The 21,359-nt window shown below is 66.3% G+C and carries 17 protein-coding genes; 3 read left to right on the top strand and 14 right to left on the bottom strand.

Annotation, left to right across the window (positions count from 1 at the left end; genetic code table 11):
* Window positions 1-14: 14 nt before the first annotated feature.
* Complete coding sequence (locus PMI38_RS02890) at window positions 15-1,190, top strand: dihydrodipicolinate synthase family protein (RefSeq protein ID WP_008090455.1); 1,176 nt, start codon at window positions 15-17, stop codon at window positions 1,188-1,190.
* Window positions 1,191-1,255: 65 nt separating this feature from the next.
* On the top strand, window positions 1,256-2,113 hold the full coding sequence (locus PMI38_RS02885; protein ID WP_008090454.1) for a sugar phosphate isomerase/epimerase family protein: 858 nt from the start codon (window positions 1,256-1,258) through the stop codon (window positions 2,111-2,113).
* 128 nt (window positions 2,114-2,241) lie between these two features.
* Here PMI38_RS02885 and PMI38_RS02880 read toward each other — a convergent pair whose 3' ends face one another.
* The 8 genes from PMI38_RS02880 to PMI38_RS02845 form a co-directional block, all read right to left on the bottom strand.
* Complete coding sequence (locus tag PMI38_RS02880; RefSeq protein ID WP_050548547.1) at window positions 2,242-3,057, bottom strand: helix-turn-helix transcriptional regulator; 816 nt, start codon at window positions 3,055-3,057, stop codon at window positions 2,242-2,244.
* Between the two features lie 53 nt (window positions 3,058-3,110).
* The gene (locus PMI38_RS02875; protein ID WP_008090452.1) at window positions 3,111-4,529 is read right to left on the bottom strand and encodes an aminotransferase; all 1,419 of its coding nucleotides are present in this window, start codon (window positions 4,527-4,529) and stop codon (window positions 3,111-3,113) included.
* Between the two features lie 36 nt (window positions 4,530-4,565).
* On the bottom strand, window positions 4,566-5,669 hold the full coding sequence (locus PMI38_RS02870) for a polyamine ABC transporter substrate-binding protein (protein ID WP_008090451.1): 1,104 nt from the start codon (window positions 5,667-5,669) through the stop codon (window positions 4,566-4,568).
* A 285-nt stretch (window positions 5,670-5,954) separates the two neighbouring features.
* Window positions 5,955-6,659 (bottom strand): NAD(P)H-dependent oxidoreductase, encoded by a 705-nt coding sequence (locus tag PMI38_RS02865; protein ID WP_008090450.1) that lies wholly within the window; start codon window positions 6,657-6,659, stop codon window positions 5,955-5,957.
* A gap of 9 nt (window positions 6,660-6,668) precedes the next feature.
* Complete coding sequence (locus PMI38_RS02860; RefSeq protein ID WP_008090449.1) at window positions 6,669-8,303, bottom strand: ABC transporter ATP-binding protein; 1,635 nt, start codon at window positions 8,301-8,303, stop codon at window positions 6,669-6,671.
* A 2-nt stretch (window positions 8,304-8,305) separates the two neighbouring features.
* Window positions 8,306-9,133: an ABC transporter permease gene (locus PMI38_RS02855; protein ID WP_008090448.1), complete on the bottom strand. Its 828-nt coding sequence runs from the start codon at window positions 9,131-9,133 to the stop codon at window positions 8,306-8,308.
* A 3-nt stretch (window positions 9,134-9,136) separates the two neighbouring features.
* Complete coding sequence (locus PMI38_RS02850; protein WP_008090447.1) at window positions 9,137-10,096, bottom strand: ABC transporter permease; 960 nt, start codon at window positions 10,094-10,096, stop codon at window positions 9,137-9,139.
* 52 nt (window positions 10,097-10,148) lie between these two features.
* The gene (locus PMI38_RS02845; protein WP_008090446.1) at window positions 10,149-11,750 is read right to left on the bottom strand and encodes an ABC transporter substrate-binding protein; all 1,602 of its coding nucleotides are present in this window, start codon (window positions 11,748-11,750) and stop codon (window positions 10,149-10,151) included.
* Between the two features lie 188 nt (window positions 11,751-11,938).
* On the opposite strand from PMI38_RS02845, the gene PMI38_RS02840 reads away from it, so the two are divergent.
* On the top strand, window positions 11,939-12,379 hold the full coding sequence (locus PMI38_RS02840) for an RrF2 family transcriptional regulator (RefSeq protein ID WP_008090445.1): 441 nt from the start codon (window positions 11,939-11,941) through the stop codon (window positions 12,377-12,379).
* A 433-nt stretch (window positions 12,380-12,812) separates the two neighbouring features.
* On the opposite strand, the gene PMI38_RS02835 is transcribed toward PMI38_RS02840, so the two are convergent.
* Genes PMI38_RS02835 through PMI38_RS02810 form a run of 6 tightly spaced genes read right to left on the bottom strand, consistent with a single transcriptional unit; the run spans window position 12,813 to window position 21,164 of the window.
* On the bottom strand, window positions 12,813-14,228 hold the full coding sequence (locus PMI38_RS02835; protein WP_008090444.1) for an aldehyde dehydrogenase family protein: 1,416 nt from the start codon (window positions 14,226-14,228) through the stop codon (window positions 12,813-12,815).
* The gene (locus PMI38_RS02830) at window positions 14,221-15,411 is read right to left on the bottom strand and encodes a pyridoxal phosphate-dependent aminotransferase (RefSeq protein WP_008090443.1); all 1,191 of its coding nucleotides are present in this window, start codon (window positions 15,409-15,411) and stop codon (window positions 14,221-14,223) included. Before PMI38_RS02830 ends, PMI38_RS02835 begins: the two co-directional genes overlap by 8 nt.
* Before the next feature lie 28 nt (window positions 15,412-15,439).
* Window positions 15,440-17,047, bottom strand: a complete 1,608-nt coding sequence (locus PMI38_RS02825) for a 5-guanidino-2-oxopentanoate decarboxylase (protein ID WP_008090442.1) — start codon at window positions 17,045-17,047, stop codon at window positions 15,440-15,442.
* Window positions 17,048-17,057: 10 nt separating this feature from the next.
* A complete protein-coding gene (locus tag PMI38_RS02820; protein WP_008090441.1) occupies window positions 17,058-19,157 on the bottom strand; it encodes an acetate--CoA ligase family protein in 2,100 nt (699 codons plus the stop codon).
* Between the two features lie 18 nt (window positions 19,158-19,175).
* Window positions 19,176-20,336, bottom strand: a complete 1,161-nt coding sequence (locus PMI38_RS02815; protein ID WP_008090440.1) for an acyl-CoA dehydrogenase family protein — start codon at window positions 20,334-20,336, stop codon at window positions 19,176-19,178.
* A 36-nt stretch (window positions 20,337-20,372) separates the two neighbouring features.
* Window positions 20,373-21,164, bottom strand: coding sequence for an enoyl-CoA hydratase/isomerase family protein (locus tag PMI38_RS02810; protein WP_008090438.1), 792 nt, complete (start codon window positions 21,162-21,164; stop codon window positions 20,373-20,375).
* Between the last annotated feature and the right edge of the window lie 195 nt (window positions 21,165-21,359).

The following is a 21,359-nucleotide window of genomic DNA, read 5'->3' as shown; positions in this document are numbered from 1 at the left end:
CTGGAGTGACACGCATGTCCTTGAGCATCAACCTGCCCAGCGCCCAAGCCGGCCATCCGCTGCAGCGCTACACCCTGGTCGGCGAGCCGCTGCTGCCACCGACCAGCCCCTTGCCGGCCAACCGCATCGCCCTCTCCGCCGCCCATGTGGTGGCCGACCCGTTCAGCGCCAACCCACCCGGCGGCAAGGCCGCGATCGACTGGGCGCGCACCCTGGACTACCGCCGCTACCTGCTGCAACAAGGCCTGGGCATCGCCGAGGCGATGGACACCGCGCAACGCGGCATGGGCCTGGACTGGCCGACGGCACTGGAACTGATCGAACGGACCCTGAGCGAGACCCGCGACATCCCCCACGCGGTGATCTTCTCCGGCTGCGGGACCGACCAGTTGCCGGCGGACGACGCCCGCAACCTCGACGACGTGGTGCGTGCCTACGCCGAACAGCGCGATGCGATCGCCAAGCTCGACGGGCGCATGATCCTGATGGCCAGCCGCGCCCTGGCGCGGGTGGCGAAGACCGCTTTCGACTACCGCCTGGTGTACCGCAAGGTGCTGGCCGAGGCCGACCAGCCGGTGATCCTGCACTGGCTGGGCGAGATGTTCGACCCGGCGTTGCAAGGCTACTGGGGCGGCGAGCGCTTCGAGGAGGCGCTGGACACCTGCCTGGAAGTGATCCACGAAAACGTGCACAAGGTGGACGGCATCAAGATCTCCCTGCTCGACAAGGACAAGGAGATCCTCATGCGTCGGCGCCTGCCGGCGTCGGTGAAGATGTACACCGGTGACGACTTCAACTACCCGGAACTGATCGCCGGCGACGCACACGGCTACTCCCATGCCCTGCTGGGGATCTTCGACGCCATCGCCCCGGCTGCCGCCCACGCCCTGGCCGCGTTGGCCGAGGATGACCTGGCGCGCTACCAGCGCCTGCTCGAACCGACCCTGCCGCTGGCGCGGCTGATCTTCAGCAGCCCGACCCAGTACTACAAGACCGGCGTGGTGTTTCTGGCCTACCTCAATGGCCACCAGGAGCACTTCGTCATGCTCGGCGGGCACCAGGCCATGCGGCCGCTGCCGTACTTCTGCGAGGTCTTCCGCCTGGCCGACCAGGCCGGCCTGCTCGCCGACCCGGCGCAGGCGGTCGCCCGGATGAAGCGCTTGCTGGCGCTCTACGGCGTCGACGCCTGACCCTGCGCGCAACGCCACGACCTGCGGCGTTGCGCCTTCACCCTCCTGCCCATGGTGATTGCCCCATGCCCGACGCCTCCCTGGAACAGCGCCTCGACCGCTGCTCGATCAACACCGCGACCCTCGGCCACCGCCTGCCCCTCGACCAGACCCTCGACCTCATCGCCCGCGCCGGCTTCGGCCATGTCGCGCCCTGGCGCCGCGACCTGCAAGGCCAGGACCTGCGACAGGTCCGCCGGCAGCTGCGCGACTGCGGGCTGAAGGTCAACGCCTACTGCCGCTCCACCTACCTGCCAGCGGCCAGCCGCGAAGCCTTCGCCGCCGCCGTGGCCGACAACCGCCGGGCCCTCGAAGAAGCGGCCGAACTGCAGGCGGCGTGTTTCATCATGGTGGTCGGCGGCCTGCCGGAAGGTTCCCGCGACCTCGCCGACGCCCGCCAGCAGGTGACCGAGGGCATCGGCCTGTTGCTGGAAGAGGCCCGCCGACACGGTGTGGCCCTGGCCCTGGAACCCCTGCACCCGATGTACGCGGCAGACCGCTCGTGCCTGTCGACCCTGGAACAGGCCCTGGACCTGTGCGAGGTGCTGGAACCCGGTGGCTTCCGGCACCTGGGTGTTGCCATCGATGCCTATCACTGCTGGTGGGACCCCAAGCTTGCCGAGCAGGTGCAACGCGCCGGCCAGCAGCAGCGCATCCTTGGCCTGCACCTGTCCGACTGGCTGGTGCCCACCCGCGACCTGTTGCTCGACCGCGGCATGATGGGCGACGGCGTCATCGACCTGCGCGGCCTGCGCCATAGCGTTGAAGCCGCCGGTTACCAAGGCGCGATCGAAGTCGAGATCTTCTCCCGCGACCACTGGTGGCAATGCGCACCCGAAGAGGTGCTGCGCACCTGCGCCGAGCGCCTCCAGCGCTGCTGCTGAGTCCTGCATCGTACCCTGTGGGAGCCGGCTTGCCGGCGATAGGGCCCGAATGGGCTATGCAAGGCCCAACCGGCCTCATCGCCGGCACGCCGGCTCCCACAATGATCGTGCAGGCGCTTGAGTTTCTTTCAGATCCGTCGCAACCACCCGATAAACTGGGCAAACAACTCCGATTGAGAGTTGATCTCCAGCTTCAGGTAGAGGTTCTTGCGGTGCATCCGCACTGTCTCCGGCGAGATCCCCAGCTCATGGGCCGTGGACTTCACCGAATGCCCCTGCAGCACCATCTGCGCCACTTCCCGCTCGCGCTCGGTCAGGACCCCGCAACCAAAGCTGTCGAACGCCGCCTGCACACTCCCCTTGCCTTCCGGCGCCTGCTCCAGCCCATGCTGGGCAAAGCGCATCAGCAATTCGCGGACCATGGGTTCGACCGCCTGCAACAGGTGCAGTTGTTCGACACCCAGCCGCGCACCGCTGCAGCCCTGGAACAGGCTCAGGGAGATCTTGCTGTCATTGCCAAGGTCGACGATGAAGTAGCTGTCTTCGCTGCAACCGGTGCCCAGGTAATAGGTCTTGTAGTAGTCGCTGTCGAAGAAGTTGTCCGGGGCGATGTCTTCCAGGTGGTAGAAGCCCTGGGCCAAGCCTTTCTCCACCGCCAGGCAGAACGGGTCGAGCAGGTAGCCGGCGGCGAAATAGCGCTCCAGCACCGCCTCGTGATAGCGCTGCGGAATCCCCTGTTGATACAGCAACTGCGGCGGGCGGCCCTTGCATTCGAGGCTGATCAGCATCGATTCGGCGCCCACCAGCTGGCTGATGGCCGCCGCCAGCCAGGCCAGCGCATCCGGGCCCTCGCTGTGGGCGAAGGCCTGTTGCAGGGCGCTGTGCCATTGCTGCAGGGCATGAAACGGCAGGCTTATTGAGGTGTTTTCATGTGCTCGGCTCATGCCCCGCAGTCTACCGGCCGGGGCATGCGCGTGCACCTTTGCGTGCAGGTGGGTCATTGGCCGTGGTACAGGCCCTGCTCGGTCAGCTCCCGCGCCGCATCGAGGATGCAGCTGCGCAGGGTGTCGACGATCTGGTCCACCTGGGCATGGGTGATGATCAGCGGCGGCGACATCACGTTCAGGTGCATGATCGGCCGCACCAGCAGCCCCTTGGCCTGGGCCCGCACGTGGATGCGTTCGCCGATGTTCACCGCGTCAGGGAACAACGCCTTGGTCTGCTTGTTGGCCACGAACTCGACGCAGGCCATCAGCTTCATGCAGCGCACCTGGCCCACCAGCGGCAGCTCCGCCAGGGTCTGCAGGCGCTGCTCCAGGTAGCTGCCGACATCGTTCACATGGGCCAGCAGGTTTTCCCGCTCGATGATCTCGATGTTCTTCAGCGCTGCCACGCAGCACACCGGGTGCCCGCTGTAGGTGAAGCCGTGGGTGAAGCAGCGGCCCTTGCCCGGCTCGGCGATCACCTTCCAGATACGCTCGCTGAAGATGCACGCGCCCAGCGGCAGGTAGGCCGAGGTCAGGCCCTTGGCAGTGGTGATGATGTCCGGGGTGACGCCGAACAACGCTTCGGAGGCGAAGAAGGTGCCCAGCCGGCCGAACGAGGTCACCACCTCGTCGGCGACGAAGAGGATGTCGTAGGTCTGGCACACCTGCCACATGCGCTGGAAATAGCCCTTGGGCGGAATGATCACGCCGCCCGAACCCATGATCGGCTCGGCGAAGAAGGCCGCGACGTTGTCCGCGCCCAGGGAGAGGATCTTGTCCTCGAACTCGGCCACCAGGAAGTCGAGGAACTCGGCCTCGTCCATGTCGTCCCCTGCCCGGTAGAAGTTGGGGTTGGAGACGTGGTGGATCAGGTCGTTGGCGTAGTCGAACTCCGGCACCCGGTCGGCGGCCTTGTTGCCGATCGACATGGTCAGGCAGGTCGAGCCGTGATAGGCGTTGTAGCGAGCGATCACGTGCTTCTTGTGCGGCTTGCCGCGGCAATTCTGGTAGTACTGGATCAGCCGGTAGGCGGTGTCCACGGCCGTCGAGCCGCCGGTGGTGAGGAACACATGGTCGAGGTCGCCCGGCGCCAGGCTTGCGAGCTTCTCGCAGAGCTCGATGGCTTTGGGGTTGGCCATGTCCGAGAACGGGTTGGAATAGGCCAGCTGGCGGACCTGGTCGGCGATGGCCAGGGCCATTTCCTCGCGGCCCAGGCCGATGTTGGTGCACCACATGCCGCCAACGGCATCGAGGAAGCGATTGCCTTCGGTGTCGTAGATGTAGGCGCCCTCGCCGGCTTCGATGTTCAGTGCGCCCTGCTCGGCGTGCTCGTCGAACATGTGGTAGCCGTGCATGTAGTGGGCCTTGTCGGCTTGCACCAGCAGGTCGTTGATCGGGGTGGCGGCCAATTTGCGAGTCGGGGTAGCCATGAGCGGTTCCTTGTCGGATCGGTACGGTGAAAGGTGTCAGATGCCGGTCTTGACCGAGCTCCAGACCCGGGTGATGGCGCGCATCGCCTGCGGGTCCTGGGATTTCTGGGTGAACAGGCGCTCGCGGGTCTGGTCGTCGGGGTAGATCGCCGGATCGTTGCGGATGTCGGCCTGTACCAGGGGCGTGGCGGCGGCGTTGCTGTTGGCGTAGTGGATGTAGTTGGTCACTTCGGCCATGGTCTTGGGCTGCAGCAGGTATTCGATGAAGCGGTGGGCGTTGGCCACGTGGGGGGCGTCATTGGGCAGGTAGAGGCTGTCGAACCAGATCAGCGAGCCTTCCTTGGGAATGAAGAACGCCAGGTTGATGTCCTTCTTCGCTTCCACGGCGCGGGCCTGGGCGGTGGCGTAGTCGCCGGACCAGGTCAGGGCCATGCACACATCGCCGTTGGGCAGGCTGGTGAGGTAGTTCACCGAGTCGAATTTCTTGATGTAGGGACGGATGCCCATGAGCACATCCTGGGCGGCCTTGAGGTCGGCCGGCTTGGCGCTTTGCGGGTCTTTGCCGAGGTATTTGAGGGCCAGCGGGATGACTTCGCTGGGGGCGTCCATGATGGTCACGCCGCAGTCGGCGAAGCGCGAGACGATCTTCGGGTCGAACAGCATGGCCAAGGATCCGATGGGCGCATCGGGCATGCGTTGCTTGATCTTGTCGACGTTGTAGGTGATGCCGGAGCTGCCCCAGGTGTAGGGCGCCGAGTAGACCATGCCGGGGTCGAAGGCCTGCATGTGCTCGACCACCTGCGGGTCGAGGTTGGCCCAGCTGGGGAGCTTGGATTTGTCGAGGGGCTGGAACACCTTGGCCTTGATCAGCGGCGGCACCAGGGAGGCGTTGAGCATCACCAGGTCGTAGCCCGAGCGGCCGGTGAGGAGTTTGGTCTGGACTGTTTCGTAGCCGTCGAAGGTGTCGTAGATCACCTTGATGCCGGTTTGTTTTTCAAAATCGGCCAGGGTGTTTTCGCCGATGTAGTCGGTCCAGTTGTACAACCTGAGCGTGTTGCCGGTGTCGGCCTCGGTGGCCAGGACGGCCGTGGCGGTACAGGACAGCAACAGACTGGAAATCACCTTCAATGCCTTGCGCATAGCAACTCCATCGTGTGATCAGGATCGGCTCGGGTGAGCTGATGGAGGTACTATCCGGGCGACTGGGGGGTGGGGGCCATACCCCGAATGGGTGTGTAAGGAAAACTTGAATGGGGTATTTGTGTGGGGTCGAGCCGCGCTTTTGTGGGAGCGGGCTTGTCCCGCGAAGAGGCCGGTCCAGACAATAGAGCCGTCTGGCACGGGCTTCGCCCGTGTTCGCGGGACAAGCCCGCTCCCACAAGACCCCGCCCTCTCTCACAGAATTTTCGATCGACTGCTGACGAATTATTTCGCCAGCGGGTACAGCGCCTCATCGAACTGGTCCAGGCGCGGGAAGTTCATCGGCAGATCATCCGAAAGCTGCTCAAGGCGCTGCTGATAGCTGCACAAGAAGTCCTTGCGCGCCTCGTCGCTGATATACGGCACATGCCACGCCACGAACGGCTCCAGCACCTCGAACCCGACATACGCCAAAGTCCCCCGCAGAATCGGCCGCAACATGTCCTCCAACGGCCCATGGATCGCCCCTTCGCCGAACATGTGCTCACGCCCGCCAATCGTCACGGTCACCAACGCCCGCTTGCCGGCCAACCCGCCCTGGTCATAGAACCGCTTGCCGCCATAGCACACCCCCGACACCAGCACCCGGTCGATCCAGCCCTTGAGCATCGCCGGCGCCGAGAACCAGAAGATCGGGAAGTTCAGCACCAGCAGGTCCGCCCACAGCAGCTTGTCCAGCTCCTGCTGGATGTCCGGCGCGATGGAGCCGCTCTTCACCCCCAGCCGCTGCTCCAGCGCATACACCAGGTACTCCGGGTTCTCGCGGTGGTTGAAATCATCGGCACTGGCCACCGGGTTCCAGCCCATCGCGTACAGGTCACTGACCTGCACCTCATGGCCCTGGGCACGGAAGGTGTCCGCCGCCTGGTCACGCAGCGCGGCAGTGAAGGATTGAGGCTCGGGATGAGCGTGAACGATCAGAACTTTCATGGGCAATCCTCAAACAGTTGCCAAAGGGGAAATAGGGTTGCGCGTCGCCAGCAGGCGGTCGAGCCAGTCCGGGTCCATCTCCGGCTCGCAGGAGAACAGCAAACCGGTGTAATCACGGTACGGCGGCTGGAAGATCGCTTCGCGGCTGCCATGGTCGACCACCCGCCCGCGCTGCATCACCAGCACCTCGTCGGCGATGGCGCGCACGGTGGCCACGTCGTGGGTGATGAACAGGTAGGCCACGCCCAGCTCGCGCTGGATACGGTCGAGCAACTTCAGCACGCCCTCGGCCACCAACTGGTCGAGGGCCGAGGTCACTTCATCGCAGATGATCAGCTGCGGTTCCGCCGCCAACGCGCGGGCGATACAGATCCGCTGCTTCTGCCCGCCCGACAGCTCGCGGGGCAGGCGGTCCATGTACTTGGCCGGCTCCAGGTCGATCATCCGCAGCAGTTCGGCGACCCGCTCGCGCAGCGCCTTGCCCTTCAGGCCCAGGTAGAAGCTCAAGGGCCGGCCGATGATGTCGACGATGCGCTGGCGTGGATTGAGCGCGGTGTCGGGGATCTGGTAGATCATCTGGATGCGTCGCAGCTGCTCCTTGCTGCGCTGGCGATAGTCCGCCGGCAACGCTTCGCCGTCATACAGCACCTGGCCCGAGGTGGGTTGCAGCAGGCCGCTGATCAACCGCGCCGTGGTGCTCTTGCCGCTGCCCGACTCGCCGATCACCGCCAGGGTCTGGCCCCGATAGAGTTTCAGCGAGACATCGTGCAGCACCGGCTGATGACCATAGCGGGCGTCGGCATTGCGCACTTCCAGCAACGGTTTTTCATGCGTCGGGCACGCCTTGGCCGAGGTGTGGAAATTGCGCACCGCCCACAGCGACTGGGTGTATTGCTGTTGCGGCGCGCTGAGCATGGTGCGGGTCTGCGCCTCCTCCACCAGGCTTCCGTGGCGCAGCACCATGATGCGGTCGGCCATCTGCGCCACCACCGCCAGGTCATGGCTGATATAGAGCGCGGCGCTGCCGAAGGTCTTCACCGCATCGCGGATCGCCGCCAGCACCTCGATCTGGGTGGTGACGTCCAGCGCCGTGGTCGGTTCGTCGAAGATGATCAGGTCCGGGTGGCAGGCCATGGCCATCGCGGTCATCACCCGCTGCAGCTGGCCGCCGGACAGCTGGTGCGGGTAGCGCTGGCCGATGTGCTCGGGGTCCGGCAGGCGCAGGATGCGGTACAGCTCCACCGCCTCGGCCTCGGCCTTGGCGCGGTCGATGCCGCCGTTGGTCACCGCCGTTTCCACGTGCTGATCGATCAGCCGGTGGGCCGGGTTGAACGAGGCCGCCGCGCTCTGCGCCACATAGGCGATGCGCAGGCCGCGCAGCTTGCGCAGGGTTTCGGCGCTGGATTCAAGCAGCTGAATACCGTCGAAGCACACGCTGCCTCCGGTGATCCGGCACCCGTCGCGCACATAGCCCATCGAGGCCAGGCCCAGGGTCGACTTGCCGGCCCCGGATTCGCCGATCAGCCCCAGCACTTCGCCACGCTTCAAGGTCAGGTCGATGCCCTTGATCAGCGGGTGCCAGGCGTTCTCATAGTGGCCCTCGATGCGCAGGTCGCGAATTTCCAGCAAGGTATCGTTGCTCATGCTCAGCACTCCTTCAGGCCACTGGACAGGTGAAGCACCCAGTCGACGACGAAGTTCACGCTCACCGTGATCAACGCCACCGCCAGGGCCGGAAGCAGCGGGCTGAGGTCACCGAAGGTGATCAGCACCGCGTTGTCGCGCACCATGCTGCCCCAGTCGGCGGTCGGCGGCTGGATGCCCAGCCCCAGGAACGACAAGGCACTGATGAACAGGAAGACGAAGCAGAACCGCAGGCCGAACTCGGCGATCAGCGGCGCCGCGGCATTGGGTAGCACTTCGCGGGTGACCAGCCACCACAGCCCTTCCCCGCGCAGCCGCGCGGCCTCGACGTAGTCCTGCACCACCACGTTCATCGCCACCGCCCGCGACAGACGGAACACGCGGGTGGCGTCGAGCAGCGCGATCACCAGCACCAGCGACGTGGCCGTGGTGCCCACCACGCTGAGGATCAGCAAGGCGAAGATCAGTTGCGGAATGGCCATCAGGATGTCCACCACCCGTGACAGACCCTGGTCGATCCAGCCACCCTTGATCGCCGCCACCAGCCCGCACAGGCCGCCCAGCAGGAACGCCAGGCTGGTGGTCAGGAAAGCGATGCCCAGGGTGTTGCGGGCGCCGTAAAGCAGGCGGCTGAACATGTCGCGGCCGAGGTTGTCGGTGCCCAGCAGGAACTCCGGGCTCCAGGGCGCGAAGCCCTCGCCGACCACCTGAGTTTCGCCGTAGGGCGCCAGCAGCGGCGCGAACAGCGCCACCACGATGTAGGCAACAATCACCAGCAGGCCGAACTTGGCGCTCAAGGGCGCGCGCAGCAGAGGTGTGATCAGGCTCATGGTCTACCCCTTCGGATGCATCAGGCGTGGGTTGCTGGCGATCGACAGCACGTCGGCGCCGGTATTGAGCAGGATGTAGGTGCCGGCGAAGATCAGGCTGCAGGCCTGCACCACCGGAATGTCGCGCTTGGCCACCGAGTCCACCAGCAACTGGCCCAGGCCCGGGTAGACGAACACCACTTCCACCACCACCACGCCCACCACCAGGTACGCCAGGTTCAGCGCCACCACGTTGACGATCGGCGCCAGGGCGTTGGGCAAGGCGTGCTTGAAGATGATCCGCGCCGGCGACACGCCCTTGAGCCGGGCCATCTCGATGTAGGGGCTGGCCAGCAGGTTGATCAGCGAGGCGCGGGTCATGCGCATCATCTGCGCGATCACCACCAGGCTCAGGGTCGCCACGGGCAGCACCGAGACCTCCAGCACCTCAGCCAGCGACGCATCCGGTGCCAGGCTGGAAATGCCCGGCAGCCATTCGAGCTTCACCGCGAACACCAGAATCAGGATGTAGGCGACGAAGAACTCGGGGAACGACACCGCGCTCAGCGCGCTGGTGTTCAGCAGCCGGTCGAACCAGCTGTTGCGGTACAACGCCGCGAGCATGCCCAGCAGCAACGCGGTCGGCACCGAGAACAGCGCCGCCAGCAGGGCCAGGCTGAAGGTATTGCCCAGCCGCGCACCGACCAGTTCGACAATCGGCCGCTGGTTGGCCAGGGACAGGCCAAGGTCACCGTGCAGCAGGCGCCACGCCCACTGGATGAAACGCTGCAGTGGCGACAGGTCCAGCCCCAGCTGGGCCCGGAACGCCGCCACGGTTTCCGGGGTGGCCGACTGGCCGAGCATGGCCTGGGCGATGTCGCCCGGCAGCATGCCCACGGCCAGGAAAATCACCACCGAGACCGCAAACAGCGACAACAGGCCCAGGGCCAGCCGCTGCACAAGCAGTTTGCCAAGATTGTTCACCGTACAACTCCTCGACTGGATGCGAAGTTCAGCCCTGCGAAACGCGACCGGTTCAGGCCTGCCACCAGCGCTCGATCACCCGCAGGCCATCGAGCTCGCCATACGGCGCGGTGAGCGGGCCATGGGCCACGCGGCTGGAGCGGGCGGCGACGGAGCTGGCGAACAGCGGCACGATCGCCCCGCCGTCATCGCGGCACAGCGCCTGCATTTCGTTGTACATCTCGCGGCGCAGCGGCTCGTTCATCTCGCCGCGGGCGGCGTTGAGCAGCTGGTTGAAGCGCGGGTTGTCCCAGTGGGTCTCGTTCCAGGCCGCGCCCTTGGCGTAACCGATGCTGAACATGCGGTCGGCGGTGAGGCTGGAGTACCAGAACGAGGTGGTGAAGGGTTGTTTCATCCAGACGTTGGAGAAGAAGCCATCGGCTGGCTCGCGCACCACGTCGATGTCGATCCCGGCCTGGCGCGCCTGCTCCTTGAACAGCACCGAGGCGTCTACCGCACCGCTGTAGGCGGCATCGGAGGCCTGCAGGCGCACCTTGAGGCTGTCCATGCCGGCCTGGCGCAGGTAGAAACGCGCCTTGTCCGGGTCGTAGGCGCGCTGCTCGAGCGCCGGGTTGATGAAGCGGTTGGCCGGCTGCAGCGGGTGGTCATTGCCGACCTGGCCGTAGCCGTAGAGCACCGAGGCCAGCAAGGTTTCGCGGTTGATCGCATGCTTGAGGGCCATGCGCACGTTGTTGTCGCGGAACTGCTGGCTGTCGCAGAGCATCGGGAAGGTGTAGTGCTGGGCGCCCTTGGTTTCCTCGATCACCAGCTTCGGGTTGCGCTTGAGCAGGGCCACGGTCTTGAGGTCGACCTTGTTGATCACGTCGACCTTGCCGGTGACCAGTGCGTTGACCCGCGCGGCGCCGTCGGCGATGGCGATCAGCTCGGCGCTGGCGAAATGCGCCCTGCCCGGCTTCCAGTAGTCCGGGCTGCGCTCCAGGTCCATGCGCACACCGGGCTCGAAGCTCTTGATGCGGTAGCCGCCGGTGCCGACGCCGGCCTGCCAGTCGGCCAGGCCGTCCTTGGCGGGCATGATCACCAGGTGGTAGTCGGCGACCACGTAGGCGAAGTCGGCGTTGCCCGAGTGCAGCTCGAACACCACGGTGTCAGGGGCGCTGGCGTGCACCTTGGCGACATCGCCGAGCACGGTCTTGGCGGCGGAGGTGGATTTCTCGCCCAGGTGGTGCTGGATCGAGGCGACCACGTCGTCGGCGGTGAGGGATTTGCCATTGTGGAAGGTCACGCCCTGGCGCAGGGCGAAGGTCCACACTTTTGCGTCGGGGCTCGACTCCCAGCGCTCGGCCAGCTCAGGGATGGCAGTGCCTTCCACGGAGATTTCGGTGAGGGTGTTGTACACCGCCGAAAAACCGATGAAGGTGAAGGTGTCGACCCACGAGCCCGGGTCCTTGGAGTCGGTGGTGCTGCCCCCGGCCAGGCCCAGGCGCAGGGTGCCGCCCGGCTTCGGCGTGGCCTCGGCGGCGTAGCCGCCCAGCGGCAGGCCGAGTGAAAACGCCCCGGCGATGGCCGCGGCAGCAGCGCTGTATTTCAGGAAATCCCGGCGCGGCAGGCCGCCTTCGGGAATGACGAGAGGACTCTTGTTGTTGTTATCGCTCATGGCATTTGCCCCTGTTGAACCGCAAGGAATTGTTGTTCGGTCAAAGCGGATTGCGTAGAAGCTGTTTATAATTTGTAATTGTTACCGTAACAAATACATTAGCGGCAGGACAAGCGCTTTTCCAGGGCCCGATGACGGGCTTTTCCAGGGTGTAACATTTGCGTTTTTCGCAGGGAGCCATTACCTCCATGAGCCAGTCGACCCGACTCATCACTGCTTCGTACATTCTCTCGTTCGTGGCGGCCAATGCGCCGCAGAAGCTGCGCACAGAGACCATCGCCAAATGGGTGAAGGTGCACCCTACCCGCGTGCGCGGGCTGGTGTCGCAGATGGTCAAGGCCAACATCCTGACCTCGTTTCGCGGCGCCCAGGGCGGCGTGACGCTGGCCCGTGCGCCGCAGGAGATCACCCTGCGCGAGGTGTATGACGCGGTGCAGGAAAGCTCGCTGATCGCCGAGAAGATCGACAACCCGTTTGCCGGGCTTGAGGATCACTGCAAGGTGTACGAGGTGTTCACCCGACTGTTCGCGATGCTGGAGCAGAACATGCGGCTGGATCTGGGGACGATTACGGCGGATCAGCTGTTTGTGGCGTTCGATACGCCGCGCGAGCAAGTCGAGTCTGCCTGAGCCTGTGCCGGCCTCATCGCCGGCAAGCCGGCTCCCACAGGTTCTGCGCAGGATCCGCAGATTGCGGCGCTCCTGTGGGAGCGGGCTTGTCCCGCGAAGAGGCCGACCCAGCCAATACATCACTGATGGTCTGCAGGGCACTACAACGCCTTGTCCCGGCTCCCTGCCCACACCGCACTGGAAAGCCCAAAAGGCGAATCGTTGGCCAACTGCCGGGGACCTGGGGACGATTACGGCGGATCAGCTGTTTGTGGCGTTCGATACGCCGAAGGAACAAGGCCAGCTTGCCTGAGCCTGGGCCGGCCCTTTCGCGGGACAAGCCCGCTCCCATAGGTTCTGCCCAGGATCCGCAGATTGCGGCGCTCCTGTGGGAGCGGGCTTGTCCCGCGAAGAGGCCGACCCAGTCAATACATCACTGATGGTCTGCAAGGCACTACAACTGAATGGCCTTGGTCTCGACAAACTCGCCCAACCCCTCTTCACCCCATTCCCGCCCATTCCCCGACTGCTTATACCCCCCAAACGGCGCCTGGTAGTTGAACGCCCCACCATTGACGAAGCACTGCCCCGCTCGCATTTGCCGCGCCAGCTGCAACGCCTTGTCCCTGCTCCCTGCCCACACCGCACTGGAAAGCCCAAACGGCGAATCGTTGGCCAACGAAATCCCCTCAGCCTCATCGCCATAAGGAATCAGGCACAACACCGGCCCAAAGATCTCCTCCTGGGCAATACGCATCCGGTTGTTCACATCAGCAAAAATCGTCGGCGGCACATAGAACCCGCGTTCGAACCCCGGCGCCGTCCCCCCACCACACAACAGCCGCGCCCCCTCCTCCAGCCCGACCCGAATGTATTCCTGCACCGTACGCCGCTGCCCCGCCGAACACATCGGCCCGAGGAAACTGCGCGGATCCTGCGGGTCACCCATCACCAACCCACGCGCCTCGTCCACGGCAATCTCCAGCGCCTCGGCATAACGCGACGCCGGCAACAGCATCCGAGTCAGCGCCGTGCAGGTCTGCCCGGAGTTGATCATCACGTCCTGCACGCCATAGCGCACCGCCGCCTCAAGGTCCGCATCAGCCGTGATCAGCAACGGCGACTTGCCCCCCAGTTCCAGGCACACGCGCTTCACCGACGGCGCCGCCGCCTGGGAAACCCGCACACCGGCACCGGTCGAGCCGGTAAACGAAACCATGTCCACCTGCGGATGCCGCGCCAGCGCCTCACCCACCTTCGACCCCGGCCCGCTGACCAGGTTGAACACCCCGGCCGGCAGCCCGATGGCCTCGATCATCTCGGCCAGCAAGAACGCATGCAGCGGGGTTTCCTGACTTGGCTTGACCACTACCGTGCAGCCGGCGGCCAAGGCCGGGGCCAGCTTGCCGATCAGTTGGTGCAGCGGGTAGTTCCAGGGATTGATGAACGCACACACGCCCACCGCCTCGCGGTACACCCGCGAGTTGCCAACCTCCCGCACCTCGTCCATCAAGCCGGCCAACTCGATGTACTGCTCGAGCCCGGCAATCGGCCCGTCGACCTGCACCGACCGGCACCACTGCACCGGCATGCCCAGCTCGGCGGTGATCACGCCGGCCATCTCGTCGGCACGTCCCTTGAGCTGTTCGACCAGGTCACGAATGAATCCGGCACGTACGCGGGATGAGGTGCGCGACCAGTCGTTGAACGCCCTGCGCGCCGCGTCGACCGCCCGGTTCACATCCTCTTCGTTACCCAGCGGCACCTTGCCGGCCACCGCCTCGCTGGCCGGGTCGATCACCTCGGCCATGCCCTGCCCCACCGGCTGCTGCCAGCGGCCATTGATGAACAAGCGGCTGTATTCACGCATTGCGCTGCGCCTCCATCAGCTCGCTGGCACACAGGGCGATACGTCGGCAGGCCTCGCGCAGGGGTTCGGCACCGAGCACCAGGCCCAGGCGGATATGCCCGGCCGCACTCGGCCCGAAGGCTTCACCCGCCAGCACCGACACGCCATGCAGATCGAGCAGGCGATTGGAAAAGTCCTGCGCGCTGAGCCCGGTCTCGCGGATATCGACCATCACGAACATCCCGCCATCGGGCTTGAGCGCACGCACGCCTGGGCAGTCGGCAAGGCTTGCGCACACCAGGTCGCGGCGCTGACGGTAGGCTTCGCGCATAGCGGCCAGCTCCGGCAACTGCAGCTCCAGGGCGGCCACCGCAGCATCCTGGATGAAATCCGGCGAGCCGTAGAGCATGCACAGCGCCAGGTTTTCCAGGTGCGCGGCCAGCGCCGGCGAGCCGACCACCCAGCCAACCCGCCAGCCAGTCATCGCATGGGACTTGGACAGGCTGTTCAGCGTCGCCGTGCGCTCGGCCATGCCCGGCAGGCTGGCGGGGCTGATGTGCTCGCCGTCGAACAGCAGCTCGCTGTACACCTCGTCGCTGATCAGCCACAAGTCATGGGCGATACACAGTTCCGCCAGGGCCTCCCAGGTGCTGCGCGGCAGGCTCGCGCCGGAGGGGTTGTGCGGGCTGTTCAGCGCCAGGGCGCGGGTGCGCGGGGTGATGCGCGCCGCGACGTCTTCGGGCTGGACGCGAAAACCGTGCTCCGAACGCACCGGCACCGGCACGACCTTGGCACCGCAGGCGCCGAACACCGCTTCATAGGTGACATACATCGGCTCGGCGACGATCACCTCGTCGCCCGGCTCCAGCACGCACTGCGCCACGCAGAACAGCGCGCACTGCGCCCCGGCCAGTACCGTGACCTGGTCGGCTGTCACCGCCTGGCCGCTGCGTTGCTGGTGACGGCGGGCGATGGCCTCGCGCAGGCGGCGCTTGCCGCGCACATCGGAATAATGGGTGTGCCCGGCCTGCAGGCTGTCCACTGCCGCCTGGACAATGGGCGCCGGGGTGTCGAAGTCCGGGTCGCCGACCGAAAGCAGCAGCACGTCGCGGCCCTGTTCGAGCATGGCCAGGGCGCGGTAGTGGATCTCCCAGGCAGCAGCGCCGTCACCGGCGATCCGTTGGGTCAATGAAGAAAAACGCATGGCAAGTATCCTGTTGTGCGGGATGGGCTCAGCGCGCGCAGGCGTGCTTGAGCTCGATCAGGGTCACGCCGTTGCGGGCGAAGCCGCCGCGCAGGTCCCGTTGCAGTTCGTCGAGGCTCTGCGGCTCGGCCACCGTGCAGCCGAACGCGCGGGCAAGGCCGGCGAAGTCCGGGTTGCGCGGCAGTACGCCGATGGGCTCGATGTCCAGGTTGAGCATGTCGTCGCGGATTTGGCCGAGGGCGTCGTTGTTCCACAGCAGCACCACCAGCGGGCGGTCCAGCTCCTCGACGGCGGTGGCCAGTTCCTGCGCCGTATAGAGGAAGCCACCGTCACCGACCAACACCAGGCCCGGGCGGTCGGCACTGCCGAACATCCCGCCGATTCCCGCCGGCAGGCCGTAGCCGAGGGTGCCGTAGCCGGTCGGGTGCAGCCAGCTGCGCGGCGCCCGGCTGTTGAAGACGTAGTTGCCGGTGTAGGCCAGCTGGGTCATGTCGGTGCTGATGAAGGCATTGTCCGGCAGCTCTGCGGCGATCCGGGCCAGGATGGACTGGTGGATCGACTGCAAGGGGCCATGGCTCGCCTGCACGGCGCTGCGCAGACGCGCCACCGCAGCACTGGCCTGGGTGGCATCACGGACGCTGTCCGGCAGCTGTTCGAGCAGCGCCGCCACGGTCTGCCGGGCGTCGCCGTGCAACGCCACCGCGCAGGGGTAGAAGTCGTTGAACTTGCGTGGGTCGATATCCACCCGCAGCAGCTCGCCGTTCAGTGGCAGGCGCTCGCGCCAGAAGTCGGTATCGGCCATTTCGGTGCCGACCGCCAGCACCACATCGGCCTCGGCGATCAGGTCCCAGCCCGCTTCCACGCACAAGGTGGAGCCGGCGTTGAGTGGCGAGTCCAGCGGCGCCAGCCCTTTGCCGGCGACGCTGGTGAAGAACGGCGCGGCCAGGCGCTTGCTCAACAGCTGAAGCTCAGCACCCGCCTGCAGCGCGCCACCGCCGGCGATGATCATCGGACGCTTGGCTGCCGCCAGCTTGCTGGCGGCCTGTTCCAGGCTCTCGGCATTGGCCGGGCCGCGAGCGGGACGACGCACCACTTCATTGCTCCAGTCCCGCGCCACCGGCGCCGCCAGCACGTCCAGCGGCACCGAGATATGGACCGGGCGCGGGCGATCGCTGTCGAACACGGCGTAGGCGCGGGCGATCAGCTCGGGCAGGTCTTCGGCCTTCAGGGCCACGGCCGAGAAAGCGGTGATCGGCGCGGTCATGGCGCGCTGGTCCTGGGTCTCGTGCAGGCAGCCCCAGCCTTTGCCCAGGCTCGCGGTGTGGTTGACGCTGGAGATCACCAGCATCGGGATCGAGTCGGCATAGGCCTGGCCGATGGCGGTGGCCGCGTTGGTCACGCCGGGGCCGGTGATGATGAAGCACACCCCCGGCTTGCCGCTGACCCGGGCATAGCCGTCGGCCATGAAGCCGGCGCCCTGCTCGTGGCGCGTCAGTACGTGGCGGATGCCACTGCCGGGCAGGCCGCGATACAGCTCCAGGGTATGTACACCGGGAATACCGAAGACGGTATCGACCCCGTAGTTGGCCAGCAGGCGCACCAGCGCCTGGCCACCGGTCAGTGTTTGGTTCGTCATGTTCATATCCTTACACCTGGCCGAGGCGGATCAAGGCATCGACCGCGGTGGTGCCGGTGGCACCGACCATCAATGGGTTCACATCCAGCTCCAAAAGCTGGCTGGCGTTCTCGCAGGCGTAGTCGGCCACGGCACGGATGGCCGCGACCAGCGCGTCCAGGTCCGCTGCCGGCTTGCCACGAAAGCCCTGCAGCAACGCCGCGCTGCGCAGGCCGAGCACGGCATTGCGGATGGCGCCGTCGGTGGTCGGCAGCAGCAGGCTTTTGCTGTCCTTGAGCAGCTCGACGAGGATGCCGCCCGCGCCGATCACCAGCGCCAGGCCGAAGTCCGGCTCGCGCTTGATGCCGACGATCAGCTCGGCCAGTGGCGCACCGGCCATGGGTTCAAGCAGGACCTGGTTGAAGGGAACCTCTGGCGCGTAGGCCGCAATGCGTGTGCGCATCTGCTCCAGTGCGCGCCCGAGCGCCGCCTCGTCGCCAAGGTTCAGCGCCACGGCACCGGCCTCGGTCTTGTGCGGCAACTGCGCGCTGACTGCCTTGAGCACCAGCGGGAAGCCGACCTTGCGGGCATCGGCCAGCGCGTTCTGCGGGCTGCTCAACACGCCATTCGGGATGGGCAAGCCGAAGCCACGCAGGGCCTGTTTCGATTCCCACTCGTTGAGCAGCTGACTGTCACCGGCAAGCGCCTGCGGGCACAGCGGCACCAGCGCCGACTCGCCCAGCGCCAGCAAGGCCTGACGTTTCTGCGCGTAGCGGGCCACCCGGCCCCACGCTGCCAGGCCATCCTCTACACCTTGCAGCGCCGGTACACCGGCAGCGTGCAAGCGCTCGCGGGCGCTGGCCGGCAGCAGCTCGGGGAAGGCCGAGGTGACGAAGCCGGTCTTGCCGTGGCGCTTGAGCGCCGCGCAGTACAGCTCCAGCAGCAGGTCGCACTCCTTGCGCTCGCCGGTGAATTCGGCGGGGTAGTCCAGCACCAGCATCGCGGCGTCGGCGTCGCTGCGCAGGGCACTGTCGAGCATGCGTTGCTTGGCCGGTCCGTCGCCCCAGATCGCCGTGGTGAAGTCCAGCGGGTTGACCAGGTTGGCGTAGGCCGGCAGCACCTGGGCCAGTTCCTCGACCTGGCCAGCGTCGAGGGCAGGCAGGCGCAGCTGATTGCATTCCGAGTAGTCGGCGATCAGCCCCGCATCGCCGCCCGAGCAGGCCAGCGCGATCAGGCTGTCACCCTTGGGCAGGTTGCCGCAGGCGGCGGCCTTGAGGGTTTCGACGAAGCTGACCGGGCCGCTGACGCGGATCACGCCAAGGCGTTCGAACAGGCTGTCGTAGAGGGCGTCGGAGCCGGACAGCGAGCTGGTATGACTGAGCGCCAGCTCGGCGCCGATCTGCGACACGCCGGTCTTCAGCGCGATGATCGGGATGCCCTTCTCCAGCGCCTTGTGGGCCGCGCGAGCGAAGCCCGGCACGTTCTTCAGGCCTTCCAGGTGCAGGCCGATGGCCGTCACGCGGGGTTCGTCGAGCAGCACGTCCATCAGCTCGGCGATGCCCAACTGCGCCTGGTTGCCGACCGAGGCCATATAGGCCACCGGCAGCGAACGGTCGCTCATCGACAGGTTGTAGGCGAAGTTGCCGCTCTGGGTCAGCACCGCCACGCCCTTCTCCACCGCCTTGCCGCCGTGGGCCACGGGCCACAGGGCGGAACTGTGCAGGTAGTCGAGCAGGCCGTAGCAGTTGGGCCCGAGCAGCGCCATGTCGCCGGCGGCGGCGAGCAGCTGCTGTTGCAGGGCCTGGCCCTCGGCGCCGCTTTCGGCAAAGCCCGAGGCGTAGCAGATCGCCCCGCCCGCGCCTTTGGCGGCGAGCTCGGCGACACAGGTCAGGGTCAGTTCGCGGTTGGTGGCGATGAACACCGCGTCTGGCGCGCAGGGCAGCTCGGCCACGCTGCGCACGCAGGGCACGCCGTCGATGCTGTCCTGCTGCGGGTTCACCAGCCACATCTGGCCCTGGTAGCCGCCGTCGGCGCAGCGCTTGAGCGCGCGGGCCATGCTGCGCCCGCCGACGAAGGCCAGGTGCCGGGGTGCCAGCAGGCGTTTGAGGTTGTCACGAATGGCTTGCGACATGGCGATTCTCCGGTCCGGTCAGCGCAACAGTGGGCGCAGCAGTTCGCGGGAGATGATGTGCCGCTGGATCTCCGAGGTGCCTTCCCAGATCCGCTCGATCCGCGCGTTGCGCCAGATGCGCTCGACCGGCCCCTCGTCCATCAGGCCCATGCCACCGTAGATCTGCACCGCCTCGTCGGCGACCTTGCCGAGCACTTCGCTGGCGAACAGCTTGGCCATGCCGGCTTCGCCGTCGGTCATGCTGCCCTGGTCCATCTTCCAGGCGGTGTGCAGGGTCAGCAGTTCGGCGGCGCGGATCTGCGTGGCCATGTCGGCGAGCTTGAACGACACGCCCTGGTAGGTGCCGATCGGCTGGCCGAACTGCTTGCGGTCGGCTGCCCATTGCAGCGACACATCCAGCGCGCGCTGGGCCTGGCCGACGCAGTTGGCAGCGACCATCACCCGGCCTGCGGTCAGCCAGGCGTTGGCCACGTCCCAGCCTTTGCCGACTTCGCCGAGCACCTTGGCGGCCGGCACCTTGCAGTCGTCGAAGAACAGCTCGTAGGTGTGGTAGCCACGGTTGCTCACGCATTTCGGGCCGCGGCGGATGGTCATGCCCGGGGTGCCACGGTCGACCAGGAACGCGGTCACGGCGTTGCGCTTCTTGCCGTTGTGCTCATAGGTGTCGGTGACGGCGAAGACGATGGCAAAGTCGGCGTGCCCGGCATGGCTGATGAAGTGCTTGCTGCCGTTGATGACGAAGTCGTCGCCTTCGCGCACGGCGCGGGTCTTGATCGAGTTGGCGTCGGAGCCGGCGCCCGGTTCGGTCAGGGCGAAGCAGTCGGTCTTCTCGCCACGGATGCACGGCAGCAGGTAGTCCTCGACCTGCTGGCCGGTGCAGGCCATGAGGATCTTCGAAGGCCGCGCGACGAACACGTGCAGGGCCCAGGAAACTTTCGACAGCTCGCGTTCGATCAGGGCCTGGGACAGGTAGTCGAGGCCACCGCCCCCCACTTCCTCGGGCATGTTGAACGCGTAGAAGCCGGCGGCGATGGCCTTGCCACGGATCTGCGCGGCAAGCTCCGGGGAGACTTCGTCGGCGCGGTCCACGGCCTCTTCATGGGGCAGCAGCTCCTTGGCGACGAAGCTGCGTACGGCATCCACCAACATTTCTTGTTCTTGGGTCAGTTGGAAATTCATGGCCTGTTCCTGGGTAACCGGGGAATGAGTGATTGCTTACTTGCCGGTGAAGCGTGGCGCGCGTTTTTCCGTGGCCGCGCGCAGGGCTTCGGCGCCGTCTTCGCTGCGCCCGCAGAGCAGGCCGGCAGCGAGTTCTGCGCTGAGCTGCTCGGCAAGCGTGCGCGAGGCGCCGTCGCGGATCAGGCGCTTGGCCTGGGCGAAGGCGAAGGTCGGGCCCTGGGCCAGGCGCGCAGCCAGTTCGGCGGTGGCAGTTGGCAGCTGGTCGTCGGCGACCACTTCACCGACCAGGCCGGCCGCCAGGGCGCGCTCGGCGCCCCAGAGTTCGTCGAGGAACAGCAGGCGCTTGGCCTGTTCGCTGCCGATCAGCCGTGGCAGGTGCCAGCTGGCGCCGGCGTCCGGCGAGTAGGCCATGCTGGTGTAGCCGGCCTTGAAGCGCGCCGACTGGGCAGCCAGGCGCAGGTCGCAGCACAGCGACAGGTCCATGCCGGCGCCGACGGCGGTGCCGTTGATGGCGGCGATGGTGGGTTTGTCCAGGCTGTGCAGGCATTGCATCAGGGCGTGGGCGGTTTCGGTCCAGCCGTAGGTTTCCAGGGCGCCACGGGCTTCGGCCTCGGCCCATTCGGCAAGGTCCGCGCCGGCGCAGAAGCTGCGGCCAGTGCCGGTCAGCACCACCACGCGCACGGCCGGGTCGGTATTGTACGCCTCGAGGGTGGCGTGCAGTTGCTTCAGGGTTGGAATGTCCAGCGCGTTGCGCTGCTCGGGGCGGTTCAGGGTGATCCAGGCGACGCCGGCTTCAACCTGCGTGAGTAGGGACGACGGAGCGGTCATGACGGGCCTCGAATTATTGTGATGGGGGTAAGACCTGAGGCTCATGCTAAACGAGTGTTCAGTAAGGAGGCAATCGGCGGGGAAGCGGTGTTACAACTTCGAACAAGTAGTGAAATATCAGGAACGGATCCGAATCGTGTTTGGCCTACAGGTGCATGCCGACAGGTTTTCAGCGCCTGTAAGATCGAGCGCCGC

It is taken from the genome of Pseudomonas sp. GM84 (assembly GCF_000282535.1).
Lineage (GTDB): Bacteria > Pseudomonadota > Gammaproteobacteria > Pseudomonadales > Pseudomonadaceae > Aquipseudomonas.
The sequence above is the reverse complement of the archived record's forward strand: the minus strand, read 5'-3'. Positions and strand labels throughout refer to the sequence as shown.

Bases quoted from the DNA above. Each gene is read 5' to 3' on its own strand.
- PMI38_RS02890 (WP_008090455.1), top strand. From the start codon at position 15: ATGTCCTTGAGCATCAACCTGCCCAGCGCCCAAGCCGGCCATCCGCTG.
- PMI38_RS02885 (WP_008090454.1), top strand. From the start codon at position 1,256: ATGCCCGACGCCTCCCTGGAACAGCGCCTCGACCGCTGCTCGATCAAC.
- PMI38_RS02880 (WP_050548547.1), bottom strand. From the start codon at position 3,057: ATGAGCCGAGCACATGAAAACACCTCAATAAGCCTGCCGTTTCATGCC.
- PMI38_RS02875 (WP_008090452.1), bottom strand. From the start codon at position 4,529: ATGGCTACCCCGACTCGCAAATTGGCCGCCACCCCGATCAACGACCTG.
- PMI38_RS02870 (WP_008090451.1), bottom strand. From the start codon at position 5,669: ATGCGCAAGGCATTGAAGGTGATTTCCAGTCTGTTGCTGTCCTGTACC.
- PMI38_RS02865 (WP_008090450.1), bottom strand. From the start codon at position 6,659: ATGAAAGTTCTGATCGTTCACGCTCATCCCGAGCCTCAATCCTTCACT.
- PMI38_RS02860 (WP_008090449.1), bottom strand. From the start codon at position 8,303: ATGAGCAACGATACCTTGCTGGAAATTCGCGACCTGCGCATCGAGGGC.
- PMI38_RS02855 (WP_008090448.1), bottom strand. From the start codon at position 9,133: ATGAGCCTGATCACACCTCTGCTGCGCGCGCCCTTGAGCGCCAAGTTC.
- PMI38_RS02845 (WP_008090446.1), bottom strand. From the start codon at position 11,750: ATGAGCGATAACAACAACAAGAGTCCTCTCGTCATTCCCGAAGGCGGC.
- PMI38_RS02840 (WP_008090445.1), top strand. From the start codon at position 11,939: ATGAGCCAGTCGACCCGACTCATCACTGCTTCGTACATTCTCTCGTTC.
- PMI38_RS02835 (WP_008090444.1), bottom strand. From the start codon at position 14,228: ATGCGTGAATACAGCCGCTTGTTCATCAATGGCCGCTGGCAGCAGCCG.
- PMI38_RS02830 (WP_008090443.1), bottom strand. From the start codon at position 15,411: ATGCGTTTTTCTTCATTGACCCAACGGATCGCCGGTGACGGCGCTGCT.
- PMI38_RS02825 (WP_008090442.1), bottom strand. From the start codon at position 17,047: ATGACGAACCAAACACTGACCGGTGGCCAGGCGCTGGTGCGCCTGCTG.
- PMI38_RS02820 (WP_008090441.1), bottom strand. From the start codon at position 19,157: ATGTCGCAAGCCATTCGTGACAACCTCAAACGCCTGCTGGCACCCCGG.
- PMI38_RS02815 (WP_008090440.1), bottom strand. From the start codon at position 20,336: ATGAATTTCCAACTGACCCAAGAACAAGAAATGTTGGTGGATGCCGTA.
- PMI38_RS02810 (WP_008090438.1), bottom strand. From the start codon at position 21,164: ATGACCGCTCCGTCGTCCCTACTCACGCAGGTTGAAGCCGGCGTCGCC.